Raw genomic sequence first — 19,708 nt, forward strand, 5'->3', positions numbered from 1 at the left:
GACTGTCACAAGCGGGAATGCCGGGCCCTGGGGAGGTGTTCCAGCAGACAGAAAGGTTGCAATCCCGCCGTTTCGCGGGGCGTGGCCCGGTGTCCGACGGTTCACCCTGTGAGCCAGGTGACAGCGACTTGACCACCCCCGGACCCTCTCGGGGTCGTAGCCTGAAAGGGCGAAGGAGAACGGCAGGACGGCACGGATTTCCCGCGTCGACCAAGGTCTTTACCCCCGCCGCGCAGGCTGCGCGGCGTGGACGTCGAGGAGAGTGATATGACCAGCATTTCCGAGGCTCGCAGCACCACTGGCGGCCAGGACGACGCGACCGTCCCCGCTTGGGCCGGCTTCACCGCGGGTCCCTGGCAGGACACGGTCGACGTGCGCGACTTCATCCAGCGCAACTACACCCCGTACGAGGGTGACGACTCCTTCCTCGCCGGGCCCACGGAGCGCACCACAGGCATCTGGGCCAAGCTCTCCGAGATGTTCCCCGTCGAGCGCGAGAAGGGCATCTACGACGTCGACCCGCACACGCCCGCGGGCATCACGGCCCACGCGCCCGGGTACATCGACAAGGACGCCGAGGTCATCGTCGGCCTCCAGACCGACGCCCCGCTCAAGCGCGCGATCATGCCGAACGGCGGATGGCGCATGGTCGAGGGCGCACTGGAGACCTACGGCTACCCGGTCGACCAGGAGCTCAAGAAGGTCTTCAGCGAGTACCGCAAGACCCACAACCAGGGCGTGTTCGACGTCTACCCGCCCAACGTCCGTGCCGCCCGCAGCTCGCACATCATCACGGGCCTGCCCGACGCCTACGGCCGCGGCCGCATCATCGGCGACTACCGCCGCGTCGCGCTCTACGGGGTCGACCAGCTCGTCGCCGCCAAGAAGCTCGACAAGCTCGACCTCGACACGCAGCCGTTCAGCGAGAAGATCGTGCGCGAGCGCGAGGAGCACGCGGAGCAGATCCGTGCGCTCGGCGAGCTCAAGGCCATGGCCGCCTCGTACGGCTACGACATCTCCGGCCCGGCCACGAACGCCCGCGAGGCCGTCCAGTGGCTCTACTTCGGCTACCTCGCCGCGGTCAAGGAGCAGAACGGCGCCGCGATGTCGTTGGGCCGCACCTCGACCTTCCTCGACGTGTACCTCGAGCGCGACCTGGCGAACGGTGTCATCACCGAGGAGCAGGCGCAGGAGATCATCGACGACTTCGTCATCAAGCTGCGGATCGTGCGCTTCCTGCGCACCCCCGAGTACGACTCCCTGTTCTCGGGCGACCCGACGTGGGTCACCGAGACCATCGGTGGCATGGGCGACGACGGTCGTCCGCTCGTCACCAAGAACTCGTTCCGCTTCCTGCAGACGCTCTACAACCTGGGTCCGGCCCCCGAGCCCAACATGACGGTCTTCTGGAGCCCGCGCCTGCCCCAGGGCTTCAAGGACTTCTGCGCCAAGGTCTCGATCGACACCTCGGCCGTCCAGTACGAGTCGGACGAGCAGATCCGCCCGGCCTGGGGTGACGACGCCGCGATCGCCTGCTGCGTCTCGCCCATGGCGGTCGGCAAGCAGATGCAGTTCTTCGGTGCCCGCGTGAACCTGGCCAAGACGCTCCTGTACGCGATCAACGGCGGCAAGGACGAGGTCACGGGCAAGCAGGTCTCGCCCGTCGTGGCCCCCGTGCCCGAGGGCCAGCCGCTCGACTACGACGACGTCCGTGCCCGCTTCGACAAGACCATGGACTGGCTCGCCGAGACCTACGTCGAGGCGCTCAACTGCATCCACTGGTCGCACGACAAGTACGCGTACGAGCGTCTCGAGATGGCCCTCCACGACAAGGAGGTGCTGCGGACCATGGCCTGCGGCATCGCCGGCCTCGCGGTCGCGGCGGACTCGCTGTCGGCCATCAAGTACGCGAAGGTCACGCCCGTCTTCGACGAGCGCGGCATCGTCGTGGACTACGTGACCGAGGGCGAGTACCCCGCCTACGGCAACGACGACGACCGGGTCGACGCGATCGCGGTCGAGCTCGTCGAGTCGTTCATGGCGAAGATCCGCTCGCACAAGATGTACCGCGACGCGCTGCCCACGCAGTCCGTCCTGACCATCACGTCGAACGTCGTCTACGGCAAGGCCACGGGCAACACGCCCGACGGTCGTCGTGCGGGCGAACCGTTCTCCCCGGGGGCCAACCCGATGAACGGCCGCGACACGCACGGCATGCTCGCCTCGGCCCTGTCGGTCGCGAAGCTGCCGTACAACGAGGCGCAGGACGGCATCTCGCTGACCAACACGGTCGTCCCCAGCGGCCTGGGCCGCACCCGGGACGAGCAGGTCGCGAACCTCGCGGGTCTGCTCGACGCGTCGGTCGGTGGCGACGGCTACCACATGAACGTCAACGTGCTGGTGAAGGAGACCCTCGAGGACGCCATGGAGCACCCCGAGAACTACCCTCAGCTCACGATCCGTGTCTCCGGGTACGCCGTGAACTTCGTCCGGCTGACCCGCGAGCAGCAGCTCGACGTCCTCTCGCGGACCTTCCACGGCGCTCTCTGAGCGCAGAACGGCGGAACCATCATGACGACTCTCTCGACGCCCGCAGCCGGCCAGGTGCCCGCGCGTGCCGCCGCCCGCTACGGGGTCGACGGGGTCGCCTCGGCTCCGCTGCCGTGGCGGACCTCCGGTGACGCCCTGGGCCACGACAGTGACCTGGACGCACCGGAGGCCCCCCGCCGCCGGACGGGGGCCGGGGTCTCCGGCCTCTCGACGGCCGAGGACCTCGACCGGCACGACAAGCTCGCGATGATGCGCTCGGGCGAGCTCGGCTCGGTCCACTCGTGGGAGCTCGTGACCGCGGTGGACGGTCCGGGCACGCGCCTGACGGTCTTCCTCAACGGGTGCCCGTTGCGCTGCCTGTACTGCCACAACCCCGACACGCTGCAGATGAAGGACGGCGAGCCGGTCACGGCCGACGAGCTGCTGGCCCGCGTCAAGCGGTACCTGCCGGTCTTCCGTGCCACCAAGGGCGGGCTGACCCTCTCGGGCGGCGAGGTGCTCATGCAGCCCGCGTTCGCCGCGCGCATCCTGGCGGGCGCCAAGGAGATGGGCGTGCACACCACGCTCGACACCTCGGGCTTCCTCGGGGCGAACCTGAGCGACGAGATGCTCGCGAACACCGACCTGGTGCTCCTCGACGTCAAGTCGGGCGACCCCGCGACCTACGAGAAGGTCACGGGTCGTGCGCTCGAGCCCACCCTGAAGTTCGGGCGACGGCTCGCCGAGTCGGGCCTGCCCGGCGGTGTCACGGCCGAGCACCCGGTCGAGGTCTGGATCCGCTACGTGCTGGTCCCCGGACTGACCGACCAGGCCGAGCACGTCGACGTCGTCGCGGACTACGCGGCCTCGCTCAACGAGATCCGGCCCGGCACGGTCACGCGCGTCGAGGTCCTGCCCTTCCACCAGATGGGCCGGGACAAGTGGGAGACGCTCGGGCGCGAGTACGAGCTCAACGACACCCCCGCTCCCGACGTCGAGCTGGTCGACCGCGTGCGCGACCAGTTCCGTGCGAAGGGCCTCACGGTCTACTGACCGTCCCGCCCCCGAGACGTGGCCTGCGGCCCCTGGATCCTGTGATCCGGGGGCCGCTTCTCATGCCCCGGTGAGCACCGAGGTCAGCCACGGCCCCAGCACCGGCAGCACCGCGTCGGGCTGCATGGCCCGGGTGTGGTCGAGCCCGTCGAGCAGCTCCACGTCCCAGCCCGCGGCGCGCAGCTCGTCGGCGTGCGCGGCGAGCGCACCGCCGATGCTCACGTGCACCCCGCCCCACCTCTCGCCGTACTCGATCTCGTCGGCCGTCCCGGCGAATGCGAGGCGCGGGCACGTCACGCGGTCCAGGACGCGTCGGTCGTCGAACGAGTCGAGGGCCTCGTAGAGCGTCACGAACTGGCGTGTCTGCTCCTCGCCGAGCGTCATGTCGAAGCTCTCCCAGTCGAAGTCCTCGGGGTCCGTCGCCGCGTCGCCCCCTGCACGGGGTGCGGTGTCCGTCTCCCGCGCTCGCTCCTCCTGCCCGACGACGTCGCTCGCCTCACGCTCCGCCGTCGGGCCGGCCGGGGGCTCGGTAGGGGGCGCCGCGGGGGAGGCGGACGTCATGCCGTGCGTCGCACGCGTGACCGCGAGCATGCCCGCGTACGGTCCGTCGAGGGGCGGGAAGCCGCCCATGGCCAAGGCCGTCAGACGGTCCGTGCGCAGCGCGAGCTGGAGTCCGCTCAGCGCGAGCCACGAGTAGCCGTAGTACGCGAAGGTCTCGGCCCCCGCGGCGTCGGCGATCGCGAGCAGGTCGGCCGTGACGTTCTCCGGGGTCAGCGTGCCGGCCGCCGGGCGGGCCATGCGGTGACCCTCGTAGTCTGCCGCGACCACGCGGAAGGTGGGGGAGAGCGCGTCGATCAGCGTCCGGCCGAGCGCAGGGTCGACACCCCACTTCCTGAGCTCGTCGGCCGCGGGGCCCGTGGCAGGGACGGGGTTGACCGGGAGCACGACCGCCGGGCCCGTGCCGGTGACCTCGACAGTGAGGGAGCTGCCGTCGTGGAGTGTCGCGGTGGTCTCGCGGGAGGTACGGGCGCTCGGTCCGAGGGGCATTGGCTGGGTCCTTCCGACGAAGCGCCGAGGTGGACGTCCACGCTACCGCGCACGAGGCGACGCCAGCCCGAAATGCCTGGATCCCCGAGCGTGGATGGTCGAGGATCGGACGACACCCGTCGACCCCGAGGAGAACCCGTGCCTGCCGTCCCCGCCGCTCCGCCCACCACTGAGCCGTCGACCCCCGCCGCGCGACTCGTGCGCAGCCCCCGACTGTCCGACGTCGCCGAGTACGCGTACTCGGCCGTCGTCCCGTCGGGCGCGCGGCTCGTCTACGCCGCGGGCGCGTGCCCGCTCGACGCCGACGGCGCGACCGTGGGGGTCGGTGACGTCCGCGCCCAGGCCGCCCGGACCATGGAGAACCTGCGGATCTCGCTCGAGGACGCGGGCGCGACCTTCGGGGACCTCGTCAAGACCACCGTGTACGTGGCCTCGACCTCGCAGGACGACCTCGTGGCCGCGTGGGAGGTCGTGCGCGACACGCTCGCCCCGCACGATCCGCCGAGCACGCTGCTGGGCGTCGCCGCCCTCGGGTACGACGACCAGCTCGTCGAGATCGAGGCGGTCGCTGCGGTCCGCTGACCTGCTGGCTCGGTCCCTCGGGCATACCGTGGGAGGCATGGAGCAACCACCGCAGACGCCCCTGACCCCGCTGACCGAGGACTGGACGCGGGCGCTCGCGGTCGTCGCCCATCCCGACGACATGGAGTTCGGCGCGGCCGCCGCGGTCGCGCGGTGGACCGGGCAGGGCAAGACCGTGGTCTACGCCATGGTCACGAGCGGCGAGGCCGGGATCGACGGGCTGGACCCCGACGAGGCGCGCGGCGTGCGCGAGGCCGAGCAGGTCGCGTCGGCCGCGATCGTCGGCGTCGACGAGGTCGAGTTCCTGGGCCTGCCCGACGGCGTGCTCGAGTACGGACTACCGCTGCGGGCAGCCGTCGCGGCGGCGATCCGGCGGCACCGCCCCGAGGTCGTCATCACGGGCAACTACCGCGAGGCCTTCCCGGGCGGGATGCTCAACCAGGCGGACCACATCGCCACGGGCCGCGCGGTCGTCGACGCGGTGCGCGACGCGGGCAACCGCTGGGTCTTCCACGACCAGGTCGAGGCGGGCCTGGAGCCGTGGGGAGGCGTACGGCAGGTCTGGGTCGCCGGATCCCCCGACGCGGCCCACGGCGTCGACGTGACCGGGACGTTCGAGGCGGGCGTCGCCTCGCTCCGGGCGCACGCCGCGTACATCGCCGGCCTCGGGTGGGAGCACTTCGACCCGGCCGAGTTCCTCGCGACCATGAGCCGGGCGGGTGGGGCCCGCATGGGCGTCGAGCACGCCACGGCGTTCGAGGTGCTGAGGATGGGCTGGGAGGACTAGGGGTTCACTCTGCCCGGGCCGTCGCGCGCGGTTCGACAGGAGCGCTGCGACCATCTGCCCTACCGTGTCTCAGGGGTACCCGTTCCGAGCCCGTCACGGGAAAGGGCAGTGCGATGAGCGATGTTGCGCAGGTCAGGAGCCGGACGGGCGGGGTCCTCGCGGCCACGTGCATCTCGACGCTGGTGGTGAACGCGAACACGTCGGCGGTCAGCATCCTGCTCCCGGCGATCTCCGCGGACACCGGGACGTCCGTCACCACGCTGCAGTGGGCGGTGACCGGGTACTCGCTGGTCGGCGCGGCCGTCATCGTCACGGCGGGCTCGCTGGGTGACGTGTTCGGCCGGCGGAGGGTCTTCCAGCTGGGGTTGCTCCTGTTCGTCGTGTCCTGCGTGATGATCGCGCTGGCCGGGTCCGGGGGCATGGTCATCGCGGGTCGCGTGATCCAGGGGGCGGCGGGGGCGACCATCCTCGCCTGTGGGCTCAGCCTCCTCTCGGTCGCGAACTCGGGCGACGCCCAGCTCCGGGCCGTCTCCCTGTGGGGAGCCGCGGCTGCCGTGGGGGCGGCGGCCGGCCCCTTGGTGGGCGGGCTGCTCGTCGACGCGACCGGATGGCAGGGGTTGTTCTGGATCGACGCGGGGATCGCGGTCCTCTGCATGGTCCTCACGGCGATGACGGTCGCGGAGTCGAGGGACCCCGACAGGCCGCGGACGATCGACTACGCGGGCACGGTCCTCATCGCCCTGACCCTCACGCCCCTCATCCTGGGCGTGACCAAGAGCGGCGACTGGGGTTGGATCTCGCTCGCCACCCTGGGCTGTTTCGCGATCTCGATCGGGGCTGCGGTCGGGTTCGTCGTCGTCGAGGGTCGGGTGGCCGTCCCGCTCGTGGACCTCGCGCTCCTGCGCAACCGCGTCCTGGTGGGTTCGACCATCGCGATCCTGATCGGTGCAGGCACGATCAACGGGCTCATGTACCTGTTGAGCCTGTACTTCCAGGACCCCGCCACCCTGGGCTTCACCCCGCTCCAGGCGGGGCTCGCGACGCTCCCGGCGACCGTGGGGCTCGTGGTGATCGCCCCGCTCGTGCCGCGGCTCGCGGCGCGGATCGGCGGTCGGCAGACGATCGGCTTCGGCTTCGCCCTGACGACGGCAGGGTTCGTGATCGTGGGCTTCGTCGACTCGGCGTGGGCGTACACCGCGTTCCTGCTGCCGCTGGTCGCGATCGCGGTGGGCATGGGCCTGTCCAACGGCCCTGCGTCGGCCGCGGCCACGGCCGCTGTGCCCGAGAACCAGGTCGGCGGGGCCTCGGGCATCTCCAACATGGCCAGGTACGTCGGGGCCGCGGTCGCGACGGCGCTGGCCGCCACCATCTACGGGAACGCGATCGCGACGCGGACGGCCGCGGGGGCCGCACAGAGCGACGCCCTGGCCTCCGGGCTGGCGGCTGCCGCGTGGATGATGGCGATCTTCAGCTTCCTCGGCGTGCTCATGGCCTTCGTGATCGGCCGCCACCGCGCGACGAAGGGGACGCTCGACGACGCCGCTGCGGCGGCGGCTGCCGTCTCCTTCACCCTGCCGACCTCGGCCACGGCCGGGCAGACCAGCCCAGACCGGGGCTGAACGGCAGATATCGCCCCTCGACGGCGGGCACGGTTCACGCGATCTGGATGAGGTGCCCCGGGTTCCGCGGGCTGCACACTCGAACAAAGGCCTGACCGACGACGTCGACGGAGGCACTCATGACCATGCAAGCCCTGCTCCTGGACGCGCGATGAGCGCCGCCGACGTCCCGGCCGACCTCCCCGTCGACGGGGCAGCGGCGGTCCCGGCCGCCCGCACCCGCGCGACGAGCACCCAGTGGATCTCGTGGGTCGCGCTGGCGATGATGACGACCAGCTCGGTCGCGAGCCTGCGCGCCGCGCCGACCATGGCCGTCTACGGCCTGGCCTGCGTGTTCCTGTACCTGCTGCCCGCGGTCGTCTTCTTGCTGCCCACCTCGCTGGTCTCGGCCGAGCTCGCCTCGGGGTGGACCGGCGGCATCTACAAGTGGGTCTCGGAGGGCATCTCCAAGCCCATGGGCTTCCTCGCGGTGTGGTGCCAGTTCGCCATGACGATCTTCTACTACCCGAGCCTGCTGGGGTTCGTCGCGAGCACGCTCGCCTACGTCATCAACCCCGCGCTCGCCAGCAGCGGGGTGTGGACGGCCGCCGTGATCATCGTCGTGTACTGGTCCGGCGTGTGGGTCTCCTCGCGCGGGACCAAGGGGGTCGCGGGTCTCGCGAGCGGAGGGCTCATCATCGGGACCCTGATCCCGGGGGTCGTCCTGGTGACGCTCGGCGTCGTCTTCCTCGGTCAGGGGAACGAGTCCGCGGCGCCCATGACGGCCGACAACCTGCTGCCGGCCTGGGCCGGGCTCTCGAGCCTCGTCCTCATCGTCAACAACTTCCTGTCCTACTCCGGGATGGAGATGAACGCGGTCCACGTGTCGTCGCTGAAGAACCCCGGGAAGCAGTTCCCGAAGTCGATGTTCCTCGCGATGGGCATGGTGCTGGCGATCTTCATCCTCCCCGCGCTGGCGATCAGCTGGATCGTGCCCGCCGAGGAGCTCTCGCTCACGGCCGGGGTGATGCAGGCCTTCGACGCGGTGTTCGCCAACTTCGGATGGCAGTGGCTGACCCCGATCGTCGGGATCATGCTGGTCACGGCGTCGCTCGGCGGCATGCTCACCTGGCTCGCCGGTCCCTCCAAAGGCCTGCTGCTGATCTCCCGTCAGGAGGGGTACCTGCCACCGTTCCTGCAGCGGCTCAACAAGAACGGTGTCCAGCAGAACATCCTGGTGGTCCAGGGGATCGTGACCACCGTGATCGGCCTCGCCTACGCGCTGATCCCCGACGTCTCGAGCGCCTACTGGATCTTCTCGGTCATCACGACGCAGGTGTACCTGATCATGTACCTGCTGATGTTCGTGGCGGCGACCAGGCTGCGCCGCAGGCAGCCCGACCACCCGCGGGGGTTCCGGGCGCCGATGCTCGTCAGCATGTGCGGGGTCGGCTTCGCGGCCTCCTTGGCGGCGCTGCTGGTCGGGTTCATCCCGCCGTCGCAGTTCTCCTCGGGCAGCCCGCTGGTCTACTTCCTCATCGTGGGCGGCGGGGCCCTGGGCCTGGGCCTGTTCGTGCCCTTCCTGTTCTACCGGTTCCGCAAGCCGTCCTGGAAGCAGGCGGAGTCGACGGAGGTGGCGTCGTGAGCACCCCGGCAGAGAGCCAGCCGCGACACGAACGTCGGTGGATCTACATCGGCGCGTGCGTGATCCTGATCGCCCTGGGCGTCTGGGCCGTGCTCGCGTTCAGCGTCGTCCGGGAGACGGCGCGCGCGGACGAGAAGGCCGACCAGCTGATCGCCGCGCTCGAGGACGCCGGGGCACGGACCCCCGACAAGGACCAGATCGTGCGGGTCCTCGGCGAGGACGGCGGCGCGGCCTGCGCGAACCCCAACGAGGCGCTCAGCCGCGCGACGCTGCTCGCGCAGCTCGCCAACGGGGCCACCGGCCCCGGGGCCAGGCCCGTCGTCGCCGACAGCCGCGTGGTCCAGGGGCAGCTGCTCATCATCGAGATCTACTGCCCCGAGGAGCTCGACGAGTTCCGGGCGTTCGTCGACGACCTCAAGACCGACGAGGTGGCGGGGACCTGACACGCTCCACGTCGTCCGCGAGCCGCAGGTCGGCGATCCCGCCCGCACCCCGGCGGGTGCCGGTCAGGCGCCGCCGTCGCCCCAGGGCGCGTCGACCGGCGCGTCCTGCACGTCGAAGTCCCGCACCTCGTCGTCCGTGACGATCCCCTGGGCGACCGTCGGGCCCGTCCCCGCCACGACCGGGGCCCCGCCCAGCCAGCGTGCCTGCTCGGCCGCGACGATCGTCTGCGCGAGCCGTGCCTCCGACACGTCGACAGCGCCGGGTAGCGCGTCGGCCAGGACGCTGCGCCGCGCGTAGGCGTCGAACAACCGGGCCTTGGTGCCGAGGATCTCGACCATGCGCTCGTCGACCGTGTCGGCGACGAGCAGCCGGTGGACCTGCACCGTGCGGACCTGACCCATGCGGTGGGCGCGTGCGACGGCCTGCGCCTCGGTCGTGGGCTTGACCTGCGGCTCGCACAGGATCACGACGGAAGCGGCTTGGAGGTTGACCCCGACCCCGCCCACCTCGATCTGGCTCACGAGCGCCCGGGGCACGGGCGAGGCCGTGAACTCGTCGAGGATCGTCTGGCGGTTCGTGGCGCTCACCGAGCCCGTGAGCGGTCCGGCGGCGAGGTCGCCCAGCGCGCGCACCACGAGGTCGACGACGTCGCGGAAGTACGTGAACACGACGACCTTGCGGCCGTTCCCCGTGGCCTCCTCGACGAGCTCGACGAGCCGGCGCACCTTGGCCGAGTCCTCGGGGTGGTCGACGGCGTACGCGGCCCGGCGCATGGCCATGAAGCTGCCCTCGCGCACCGCGTCGCGGTAGGCGGCGCCGTCGGCCGGGCCGAACGTCTCCCACTCCTCGACCTGCAGCAGCTCGGGCAGCTCCTCGAGCACGTCCTCCTGGTTGCGCCGGAGGTAGACGGGGGCCACGGCGAGCCGGAACCTCTCGGCCCCCGCGGCGCCGTGCGCGGCGCTGACCTGCTCGGCGACGTCGGGCTGGAGGTAGGACACGAGGCGTCGGAACTCCTCGACGCGGTTCTCCATGACCGTGCCGGTCAGGAACAGCACGCGCTCGGTCCGCCTGGCCCAGGCGGCCACGGCCTGCGACCTCTTGGCCTCGGGGTTCTTGACGTAGTGCGCCTCGTCGACCACGAGCATCGCGGGCGCGGGCAGGTCGAGCGGCAGGAGCCCGACCTGCTCGAACGTCGTCACGGCCACGCCGCCCTCGCGCGCCCACTGAGAGGCCTCCTCGGCACGCTCGGGCCCGTGGACGTCGAGCGAGCGCAGCGTGGAGTGCCGCCCGACCTCGCGCACCCAGCTCGTCATGACGCTCGCGGGGCACACCACGAGGAAGTGCGTCGCCCCGCCCGCGGCGAGGTGCGCCATCGCGGCGATGGCCTGCACGGTCTTGCCGAGCCCCATCTCGTCGCCCAGGATCGTGCGCCGCTGGGCGAGGGCGTAGCGCGCCCCGAACACCTGGTACCCGCGCAGCGAGGCGGTCAGGAGCGACTGGTCGAGCGGCTGGTCGTCCACGCGGGCCAGGAGCTCGGGCGGCAGGTGGCCCTCGGTCGCCTGGAGGTCGCGCCCGATGTCCACGACGTCGTCGAGCAGCGCGTAGTACGTCGCCGAGCGCGCCCGGAAGTCGGTCCACGCCTCGAAGGCGTCGACGGGTGCGGTGTCGAGGGCCCCGACGCGTCCTGCGGCCGCGACGGCACCGGACCGTTCGGCGTCCTGGGTGAGCCGGGCGAGCCCGTGCACGGCGTCCGCTGCCCGACGGCGCCGCGCGGGCAGCGAGAAGAAGGACCGGAACGCTCGGGTCGCCTCCTGGGCCGCGACCCGGTGCTCCGAGTGCCCCTCGATGAACGTGACGACCACCTGCCGGTGGACCGTGGCGGCCGTGCGCGCGGCGTCGAGCCCCGCGAGCGCCTGGACGAGGCCGGTCGTGAACGGGTCGCCCGGGGCGTCGTCGATCCGGAACCGCAGGGTCTCCTGGACGGCCTGGGCGATCTGGGCTGCGGCAGCGAGGCAGTGCGTCGCGGTCTGCGGCCCGATCCCGGGGAGACGTTCGAGCCCGGCGGGTCCCGCACGGAGCACGTCGCCCACGGTCGTGACGCCCCCGTCGACCAGGCGGCCCACGCGCAGTCGTTCGCCGCTGACCTCGCGCAGGCGTTCGACCCCGATCGCCGAGAGCTCGCCCAGGACCTTGTCCTGCTGGCTCGACCCGAACGCGGTGCGCACGTGCTCGCGGAACCGGGCAGGCGCCCCGGCGAGTCCCGAGAGCAGCGCGGCGACCTCGTCGGCCCGCGCGACGACCTCGCGGGCCTGCTCGGGCGTGGGGCGGGGAGCGTCGGGCGCGGTCATCGGGCGGAGCTCCTGGGGACGTCGGCGGGGGAGCACGGTCGCTGAGCGAGGACCGGCGGCCGTGATGCCAGGGATCGACGGCCCCGTGACGCTATCACCGGGTGTCCGCGCGCGGGGCGCTCTCGGTCCTTGCTGGGTGCGGCCTGGCCCGGCCCTGGCCCGGCGTCACCGGCCGCGCGACGTTGCGCCGGGGGTGGCGGGCGCGGTCTCGGGGAGGGGGGAGACCTGACCCGGGGCGAGCGCCAGGCGGTAGTCTCCGGTCGTCGCATCGTCCGCGAGCGGGTCCGCTACCGGCGGCCCGGGCCGGTTGCGCGTGACCTGAGCAGTCGGAGAAAGAGGTGCGAGGCATGGCAGACCGTCGTCCGGGACAGCGGGAGGACCGTGAACAGGATGTGGGGTCCGGTGGCTGAGGACCGGGTCGTGATCACGATCGACGACGAGGTCGACGCGGCCTACATCGCGCTCCAGCACATCGGGGAGGGGCAGGCGGTCCGGCAGATCGTCGTCGACGACGCTCGCCTGAGCGGCGAGGTGGTCCTCGACCTCGACCGGAGGGGACGCCTGCTGGGCATCGAGCTGATCGGGTACCGCAGCCTCCTGGAGGGCGACGACGCCGAGACCGCCCTGTAGAGCGGCCGTCCGCCCCAGGGGAGCGGACGGCTCAGCGCAGCACGGGCCACGCGGTCGCCCGGCACGGCAGACCCGAGGGTGGTCGGCCCGCTCCGAGGAGCTGACCGACCACCCTCGGGTCCGGTGCGAGGGGTGAACGACGCGTCAGGCGACCTGCGCCGGGACGTTCGCGACGCCGTCGGGCAGGAGACGGCGGCCGAGGACCTTCTCCGAATAACCCGTCCGGTCCAGGTACGGCGTGATGCCGCCGTCGTGGAACGGCCAGCCTGCGCCCAGGATCATGCAGAGGTCGATCTGCTCGGGACCCTGGACGACGCCCTCGTCGAGCATGTGGCCGATCTCCGTCGTGAGAGCGGTGAGCACCTCGTCCAGGACCCCGGCCTCGTCGAGCGCGCCCGGACCGCCGGCCTCACCCGTGCCGAAGTACGCCTGGATCGCCGGGTCGACGCTCGCGGGGATGCCGCGCGCCGGAGCCGGCAGGACGACCTTGGTGCCCTCGGCCACGAGCTTCTCGAGCCCGGGGGAGGACGGGAAGCGGTCGCCCAGGTCCTCGCGCAGCGAGGTCAGGACGTGCAGGCCCACGGCGGGTCCCACGAGGTCGAAGAGCGCGAACGGACCCATGGGCAGGCCCAGCGGCCGCAGCGCACGGTCGGCGACCTCGACCGAGGTGCCGTTCTCGACGGCCTCCACGATCTTGCCCAGGAGGAGCACGAGCAGGCGGTTGACCACGAAGCCCGGACGGTCGGCAACGCCCACCGCGGTCTTGCGCAACGCCTTGGAGACCGCGAACGCCGTGGCGAGAGCCTCGTCCGAGGTCTTCTCGGCACGGACGACCTCGACGAGCGGCATCTGCGCGACGGGGTTGAAGAAGTGCAGCCCCACGACCCGCTCGGGGTGCGCCAGATCCGCGGCCATCTCCGTGACGGACAGGGCCGAGGTGTTGGTCGCGAGGATCGTGTCGGGCCCGATGATGCCCTCGAGCTCGGCGAAGACCTTCTTCTTGAGGCCCAGGACCTCGGTCACGGCCTCGATCACGAAGTCGCAGCGCGAGAACTCGGTGATGTCCGTGGTGCCGTGGACCGAGGACAGGACCTTGGCGCCCGTGTCCTTGCTCATGCGGCCCGTCGTGACGAGCTTCTCGACCGTCGTGCGGACGTAGGCGAGCCCGTGCTCCACGCGCTCGGCGTCGAGGTCGCGCATCGTCACGGGCACGCCCAGGCGCTGCGCGAACAGGAGCGCGAGCTGAGCCGCCATGAGGCCCGCGCCCACGATCCCGACCGAGGTGACCGGGCGGGCGAGCTTCGGGTCCGGGGCGCCCGCGGGGCGCTTGCCGTGCGAGACGAGCTGGAACGCGTAGACGCTCGCGCGCATCTCGTCGGACATGATGAGGTCCGCCAGGGCCTCGTCCTCGGCCGCGAAGGCCTCGTCCTTGGTCGCGGTGCGGGCCGCGGCCAGGAGGTCCAGCGCCCGGTAGGGTGCGGGCCGCGACCCGTGCACGACCGCGTCGAGCTGCTTGCGCGCACCGGCGACGACCGCGTCCCACACCGGGGCGGGGTCGAGCTCGCGGCGCTCGACGACCGTCGTGCCGCGCACGACGTCGGCGGTCCAGCGGATCGAGTGCTCGAGGAAGTCGGGCGCCTCGAACAGCGCGTCGGCCAGCCCGATCTCGAAGGCCTCCTTGGCCTTGAACGGCTTGTTGGCGCTCGGGCGCGTGAGGATGACGTCCATGGCCTTCTCGATGCCCACGAGGCGCGGCACGAGGTAGGCGCCGCCCCAGCCGGGGACCAGGCCCAGGCCGACCTCGGGGAGCGCGAGCGCGGGGGCGTCGGTCGCGACCGTGCGGTAGTCGCAGTTGAGCGCGACCTCGAGGCCGCCGCCCAGGGCCAGGCCGTTGATGTACGCGAACGTCGGGACGCCCATCTCGCCGAGCAGGCGGTAGGCCGCGTGGCCGCCCCGGCCCAGCTCGAGGGCCTCGTCGCGTGTGCGCACCGTGGCGACCTGCGTGAGGTCGGCGCCCGCGGCGAGGAAGTAGGGCTTGCCCGTCACGGCGACGGCCGCGATCTCCCCGCGAGCCGCGCGGGCCTGGAGCGCGGTCAGCGCGGCCGTGAGCTCGGCGATGCCGCTCGGCCCGAGCGTCGTGGGCTTGGTGTGGTCCAGGCCGTTGTCGAGGGTCAGGAGCGCGAGCGTGCCCGCTCCGTCCGGCAGCTCGACGTCGCGGACGAGGGAGTGGGTCACGCGCTCGGCGCGGGGCGCGGTGGTCGGGGTGCTCATGGGTCAGTTCTCCGCGTTCGTCGAGGCGTCGGTCGTGTGGCCGGAGTAGTCGGCGTGGTGCGGGTTCTCCCAGACCACGGTGCCGCCCATGCCGAGGCCCACGCACATCGTGGTCAGGCCGTAGCGGACCTCGGGGTGCTGCTCGAACTGGCGCGCGAGCTGCGTCATGAGGCGCACACCGGACGCCGCGAGAGGGTGACCCACCGCGATCGCGCCGCCGTACTGGTTGACGCGAGCGTCGTCGTCGGGCATGCCGAAGTGGTCGAGGAACGCCAGGACCTGGACCGCGAAGGCCTCGTTGATCTCGAACAGGCCGATGTCCTCGATGCTCAGGCCCGCCTGGGCGAGGGCCTTCTCGGTCGAGGGGATGGGGCCGATGCCCATGACCTCGGGGTCCACGCCCACGTACGCGAACGACACGAGGCGCATGCGGGCCGGCAGGCCGAGCTCTGCCGCGACGTCGCCCGCCGCGAGGAGCGAGACCGCGGCGCCGTCGGTCAGCGGGGACGCGTTGCCCGCGGTGACCTTGCCGCCGGGGCGGAACGGCGTCTTGAGGTGTGCGATGTCCTCGACCGTGGTGCCCGGGCGGGGCAGCTCGTCGGCCGTGGCCAGGCCCCAGCCCTGCTGGGGGTCGCGCAGCGCGATCGGGACCAGGTCCGGGGTCACGTCCCCGTTGGCGAGCGCCTTGGCGTACTTGGCCTGGCTCGCGACGCCGTACGCGTCCGCGCGCTCCTTGGTCAGGTGCGGGAAGCGGTCGTGCAGGTTCTCGGCCGTCGCGCCCATGACCAGGGCCGTGGAGTCGACGAGCTTCTCGGCGACGAAGCGCGGGTTGGGGTCTGCGCCCTCGCCCATGGGGTGGTGGCCCATGTGCTCGAGCCCGCCCGCGAGCGTGACGTCCTGGGCGCCGATCGCGATGGCCGACGCGGTCGTGGTGACCGCGGTCATGGCGCCCGCGCACATGCGGTCGATCGCGAAGCCCGGCACGGACTTCGGCAGGCCGGCCAGCACGGCCACGCTGCGGCCGAGGGTCAGGCCCTGGTCGCCCGTCTGGGTCGTCGCGGCGAGCGCGACCTCGTCGATGCGCTCGGTCGGGAGCTCGGGGCGGCGGCGCAGCAGCTCGCGCACGGCCTTGACGGCGAGGTCGTCGGCACGGGTGTGGGCGTAGATGCCGTCGGGACGGGCCTTGCCGAACGGCGTACGCACCCCCTCGACGAAGACGACGTCGCGGACGGTCCGGCGCGAGCCCGAACCCTTGCTGGCCACAGTCATGGCATCTCCTGATCTGGACGGCGGTGTCCCTGAGCGTCACCGCTCAGCGTTGGTACAGGCTACCCGCGGTACCGGGAAAATGCACGAAAGTGTGAGACCGAGTATCTTCGGCGGCCGCCGGACCCGCCCAATCAGGGGGGTCGGGTCCGGTCCGGCGGGCTCGATCGGGCGTGCGACGAGCGATACGCAGTCTCGCGCCGAGAAGGCTCAGTGGCCTCCGCGCAGCTTGCGCACGACCTTCTTGGCGGTCGGCAGGCCCTTGTTCCACGCGGTGTACCACATCGAGAAAGGCACGTCGATGCTCCCGAGCAGCTCGTCCTCGTGGCTCGCGAAGCCTCGCTTGAACGTCGAGATACCGTCGTTGAGGAGCCCGTTGACGTCGTAGCGCAGCACGCCGCGCTCGCGCATCGCGTTGATCGCGTACCACTTGAGACCGTAGTTGGCCCGCAGGCGCTGCCCCTCCTCGTCCATGCCGCCGTACAGCTCGAACGACGTGCGGGCCGAGGCCGCGAACCACACGAACGAGACCGGCCGGTCGTGCGGACCGCCCTCGCTCGACCGGGCGAAGGCCGCGAAGACGGGCGAGTGCTCGCCCAGCTGGTCGAACACGAGCTCGTAGTAGGAGTCCTCGTGCAGGCCGAACCCGGCCCGCTCGGCCGTCTGCCGGTACAGGCGCAGGCACGCGGAGAGCTCGGCGCGAGTCGTGACGGCACGGAACTCGAGGTCCTCGCGCTCCGACTTGCGGATGTACTGGCGCGTCTTCTTGGCCATGTCGGCCATGAGCTCGTCGGGGGTCTTGCGCAGGTCCAGGATCAGGGTCGTCGGGTAGAGCACGGGGTTGACCGCGGGAACCGCGCCGTCGAGCTCGAGGGAGGTCCCCGCGTCCCAGTCCGGTTCGAGCGTGATGCCCACGCCGCCGACGTTCTCGCGGCACCAGCGCACCACGGCCTCCGTGACGCCCGACCGGGTCGCGGGGTAGCCCGTGCCGTCGGGCATGACGACCGGGCCGCGGGGCACGTAGCTCAGCGCCTTGAACTGCGCGGGCAGCGAGCGGACCAGGACCTGCGCGAGGCCCAGGACCGTGCCGTCCGAGCCCGTGACCTGCAGGCGGCGAGGCGTCCAGGCCCCGGCCCCCTTGACCTCGCCCCACCCCCAGAGCTGGAGCGGGTGACCACCCATCTCGAGCACCTGCTCGTCCCAGGCGGCGCGGTCGGTGATCGTCGTGACGGTCAAGGAGGAGGACTCGGGCAGCATGCCCCCGACCTTACCGGCGAGGGGAAGTGCCGGACGACGGCGTCTCTTGCCGTTCACCCCGGCCGACGTCCAGGACCTCGGCCAGGGTGGGCGACGGTGTCGGCGAGCCCCGCGCGAAGGACCTACGGGGCGCTCTCCGGGGTCGGGGTCGGGGCAGGGCGCGGGACCGAGGCCGGGTCGGCCAGGGCACGGGCGAGCGGCTCGGCCACGAGGTCGAGCTGCCACTCGCGCGCGCCGCGGCCGCGCAGGAACTGCGCGACGTGCTCGGCGTCGAGCGGGGAAGGAGGCGTCCAGCACACGCGGCGCAGGGCGTCCGGCTGCAAGAGGTTCTCGAGCGGTACCGAGAGCTCGTCGGACAGCTCCTGGACCACGACGCGCGCGGCGTCGAGCCGCTGGGCCGCGTCGGGATCGCGGTCGGCCCACGCGCGCGGGGGCGGCGGGGCGTCGCTGCGCGGCCCCCGGGCGCTGGGCAGCGCGTCCTGGGGCAGGGCGAGCGCCTGGTCGATCGCGTGCTGCCAGGCCGCGGCCCGACGGGCCGTGTTGCGGCCCGAGAACGCGGGCAGCTTGACCAGCTCGGGCACCGAGCGCGGCATGGCCTGGGCGGCGGCGACGATCGCACGGTCGGGCAGGACGCGTCCTGGGGCGATGTCCCGGCGGCGGGCGTTCTCGTCGCGCGCCTCCCAGAGGCTGCGGACGACCGCGAGGCTGCGCGGGTTGCGCAGCGCGTGCACGCCCGACGTGCGCCGCCACGGCTCCTCGCGCGGCGGGGGCGGGGGAGCGGTGCGCACGGCCTCGAACTCCTGGGCCGCCCACTCGGCCTTGCCCTGCTCCTCGAGCCGCTCGCCGAGGATCTTGCGCAGCGGGATGAGGACCTCGACGTCGAGCGCGGCGTACCGCAGCCAGTCCTCGGGCAGGGGGCGCGTGGACCAGTCGGCCGCGGAGTGCTCCTTGGCGAGCCCCAGGCCCAGGACCTCGGCGATCACGGCTGCCAGCCCCACGCGCTCCATGCCCAGGAGGCGTGCCGCGAGCTCGGTGTCGAAGATCCGGGCGGGATACAGGTTCTGCTCGGCGAACCCGGGCAGGTCCTGGGACGCGGCGTGCAGGATCCACTCGGCGTCGCCCACGGCCTCGCGCAGCGGCGAGAGGTCGGGGATCGCGATGGGGTCGATGAGCGCGGTGCCCGCACCCTCGCGGCGCACCTGGACCAGGTAGGTGCGCTGGCCGTACCGGTAGCCCGACGCGCGCTCGGCGTCCGCTGCGACCGGGCCCGAGGCCGCGGCGTAGGCCTCGACGACCTTCGCGAAGGCCTCGGGCGTGTCGATCACCGGACCGACGCCGTCGGCCGGTTCGGTGAGCGGGGTCACGGCCGGGGCGGCGGACGGGTCCGCGACGTCGTCAGGTGCGGCCGGGGGCGCCGAGGCGCCGACGAGGACGTCGGGCGACGCGTCGCGTGCCGTGCCGGCGTCGCCGGAGGGGCCGCGGCCGGCGGACCGGCGCGAGGAGAAGGAGGGTGTGTGGGCCGAGCTCATGGACCCACGGTATTGCGTCGCGGGCGTAACGACGTCACGCCGTCCGGCAACGGGGGCAGCCCCGCGGCCGTGCACAGGAGCGTCGACCAGGCCTCGAGGTGAGCTCCGACGTCGGTCGAGGTGGGGGTCCACGACGCCCGGATCTCGAGGTCGACGTCGTTGGCCTGGCCTGCCAGCGCCCCGAAGCTCTCGGAGAGCACGCGGGTCACCGTGCCCCCCTCGGCCACGGCGTCGGCGCCCGAGTGCGAGAGCGCGTCGTCGAGCCAGGTCCAGGCGACCTCGGCCAGGAGCGGGTCGGTGGCCATCTCCGGCTCGAGCGTCGCGCGCACGAGCGTCACGACGCGGAACGTGCCGTGCCACGCCTCCTGGCCCGCCGGGTCGTGCAGCAGGATGAAGCGACCGGTCGCGAGCTCCTCGCCCGAGCCGTCCGGCCCGGCCACCTCACCCGTGAGCGCGAGCGCGAACGGGGCGATCCTGCCCGGAGCGGGCACCTCCTGGAGCCGCACCTCGGGGCGCAGCCTCCGACGCCCGACCGACTCCAGGGCGCGGAGGAAGTCGGGTGGTGCCGCGGCTTCTCCGGACTTGATCACACGCTGCACAGTACGAGCAGATGTCCACATCGTGGAGGTTAGGCGCGCGGAGGAGATCGAATCGTGATCGCCGGACTAGGCTGTCGGGAGTGTCCGCCGACGCCCGTCGTCGGCATGTCCCGCCGGCGCCCG

15 protein-coding genes are annotated in these 19,708 nt (G+C 72.3%); 8 read left to right on the plus strand and 7 right to left on the minus strand.

Features of this window, described 5'->3' with window-relative positions; all coding sequences use genetic code 11:
• Positions 1-267 precede the first annotated feature (267 nt).
• Together pflB and pflA are read left to right on the plus strand one after the other, a co-directional pair.
• Positions 268-2,550, plus strand: a complete 2,283-nt coding sequence (pflB, locus tag ACFWGN_RS07850; protein WP_377616408.1) for a formate C-acetyltransferase — start codon at positions 268-270, stop codon at positions 2,548-2,550.
• Positions 2,551-2,571: 21 nt separating this feature from the next.
• A complete protein-coding gene (gene pflA / locus ACFWGN_RS07855; RefSeq protein ID WP_191804983.1) occupies positions 2,572-3,582 on the plus strand; it encodes a pyruvate formate-lyase-activating protein in 1,011 nt (336 codons plus the stop codon).
• Between the two features lie 60 nt (positions 3,583-3,642).
• On the opposite strand, the gene ACFWGN_RS07860 is transcribed toward pflA, so the two are convergent.
• Complete coding sequence (locus ACFWGN_RS07860) at positions 3,643-4,629, minus strand: alpha/beta hydrolase (RefSeq protein ID WP_377616409.1); 987 nt, start codon at positions 4,627-4,629, stop codon at positions 3,643-3,645.
• 138 nt (positions 4,630-4,767) lie between these two features.
• Between ACFWGN_RS07860 and ACFWGN_RS07865 the strand changes: the two genes are divergently transcribed.
• From ACFWGN_RS07865 to ACFWGN_RS07885, 5 genes are all read left to right on the plus strand, one after another.
• Positions 4,768-5,211 carry a RidA family protein gene (locus tag ACFWGN_RS07865; protein ID WP_377616410.1) on the plus strand — a complete coding sequence of 148 codons (444 nt, stop codon included), beginning with the start codon at positions 4,768-4,770 and terminating at the stop codon, positions 5,209-5,211.
• Between the two features lie 37 nt (positions 5,212-5,248).
• The gene (locus ACFWGN_RS07870; protein WP_377616411.1) at positions 5,249-5,998 is read left to right on the plus strand and encodes a PIG-L deacetylase family protein; all 750 of its coding nucleotides are present in this window, start codon (positions 5,249-5,251) and stop codon (positions 5,996-5,998) included.
• Between the two features lie 113 nt (positions 5,999-6,111).
• Positions 6,112-7,617, plus strand: a complete 1,506-nt coding sequence (locus ACFWGN_RS07875) for an MFS transporter (protein WP_377616412.1) — start codon at positions 6,112-6,114, stop codon at positions 7,615-7,617.
• Between the two features lie 151 nt (positions 7,618-7,768).
• A complete protein-coding gene (locus tag ACFWGN_RS07880; protein ID WP_354505237.1) occupies positions 7,769-9,241 on the plus strand; it encodes an APC family permease in 1,473 nt (490 codons plus the stop codon).
• Entirely contained in the window at positions 9,238-9,684 is a 447-nt protein-coding gene (locus ACFWGN_RS07885) for a hypothetical protein (protein ID WP_377616413.1), read from the plus strand. Before ACFWGN_RS07880 ends, ACFWGN_RS07885 begins: the two co-directional genes overlap by 4 nt.
• A 63-nt stretch (positions 9,685-9,747) precedes the next feature.
• On the opposite strand, the gene ACFWGN_RS07890 is transcribed toward ACFWGN_RS07885, so the two are convergent.
• Positions 9,748-12,033 carry a DEAD/DEAH box helicase gene (locus tag ACFWGN_RS07890; RefSeq protein ID WP_377616414.1) on the minus strand — a complete coding sequence of 762 codons (2,286 nt, stop codon included), beginning with the start codon at positions 12,031-12,033 and terminating at the stop codon, positions 9,748-9,750.
• Positions 12,034-12,435: 402 nt separating this feature from the next.
• Between ACFWGN_RS07890 and ACFWGN_RS07895 the strand changes: the two genes are divergently transcribed.
• Complete coding sequence (locus ACFWGN_RS07895; protein ID WP_377616415.1) at positions 12,436-12,663, plus strand: DUF2283 domain-containing protein; 228 nt, start codon at positions 12,436-12,438, stop codon at positions 12,661-12,663.
• Between the two features lie 144 nt (positions 12,664-12,807).
• On the opposite strand, the gene ACFWGN_RS07900 is transcribed toward ACFWGN_RS07895, so the two are convergent.
• The 5 genes from ACFWGN_RS07900 to ACFWGN_RS07920 all read right to left on the minus strand — a co-directional run bounded on the left by ACFWGN_RS07900 (position 12,808) and on the right by ACFWGN_RS07920 (position 19,573).
• The gene (locus ACFWGN_RS07900) at positions 12,808-14,934 is read right to left on the minus strand and encodes a 3-hydroxyacyl-CoA dehydrogenase NAD-binding domain-containing protein (RefSeq protein ID WP_377616416.1); all 2,127 of its coding nucleotides are present in this window, start codon (positions 14,932-14,934) and stop codon (positions 12,808-12,810) included.
• A gap of 3 nt (positions 14,935-14,937) precedes the next feature.
• Positions 14,938-16,203, minus strand: coding sequence for a thiolase family protein (locus ACFWGN_RS07905; RefSeq protein WP_377616417.1), 1,266 nt, complete (start codon positions 16,201-16,203; stop codon positions 14,938-14,940).
• 207 nt (positions 16,204-16,410) lie between these two features.
• A complete protein-coding gene (locus ACFWGN_RS07910) occupies positions 16,411-17,457 on the minus strand; it encodes a lipid II:glycine glycyltransferase FemX (protein ID WP_377616418.1) in 1,047 nt (348 codons plus the stop codon).
• 122 nt (positions 17,458-17,579) lie between these two features.
• Positions 17,580-18,986, minus strand: coding sequence for a ribonuclease D (locus ACFWGN_RS07915; RefSeq protein WP_377616419.1), 1,407 nt, complete (start codon positions 18,984-18,986; stop codon positions 17,580-17,582).
• The gene (locus ACFWGN_RS07920) at positions 18,983-19,573 is read right to left on the minus strand and encodes a DUF3000 domain-containing protein (RefSeq protein WP_377616530.1); all 591 of its coding nucleotides are present in this window, start codon (positions 19,571-19,573) and stop codon (positions 18,983-18,985) included. Before ACFWGN_RS07920 ends, ACFWGN_RS07915 begins: the two co-directional genes overlap by 4 nt.
• Positions 19,574-19,708: the final 135 nt, after the last annotated feature.

It is taken from the genome of Oerskovia sp. NPDC060338, assembly GCF_042726295.1.
GTDB lineage: Bacteria > Actinomycetota > Actinomycetes > Actinomycetales > Cellulomonadaceae > Oerskovia > Oerskovia merdavium.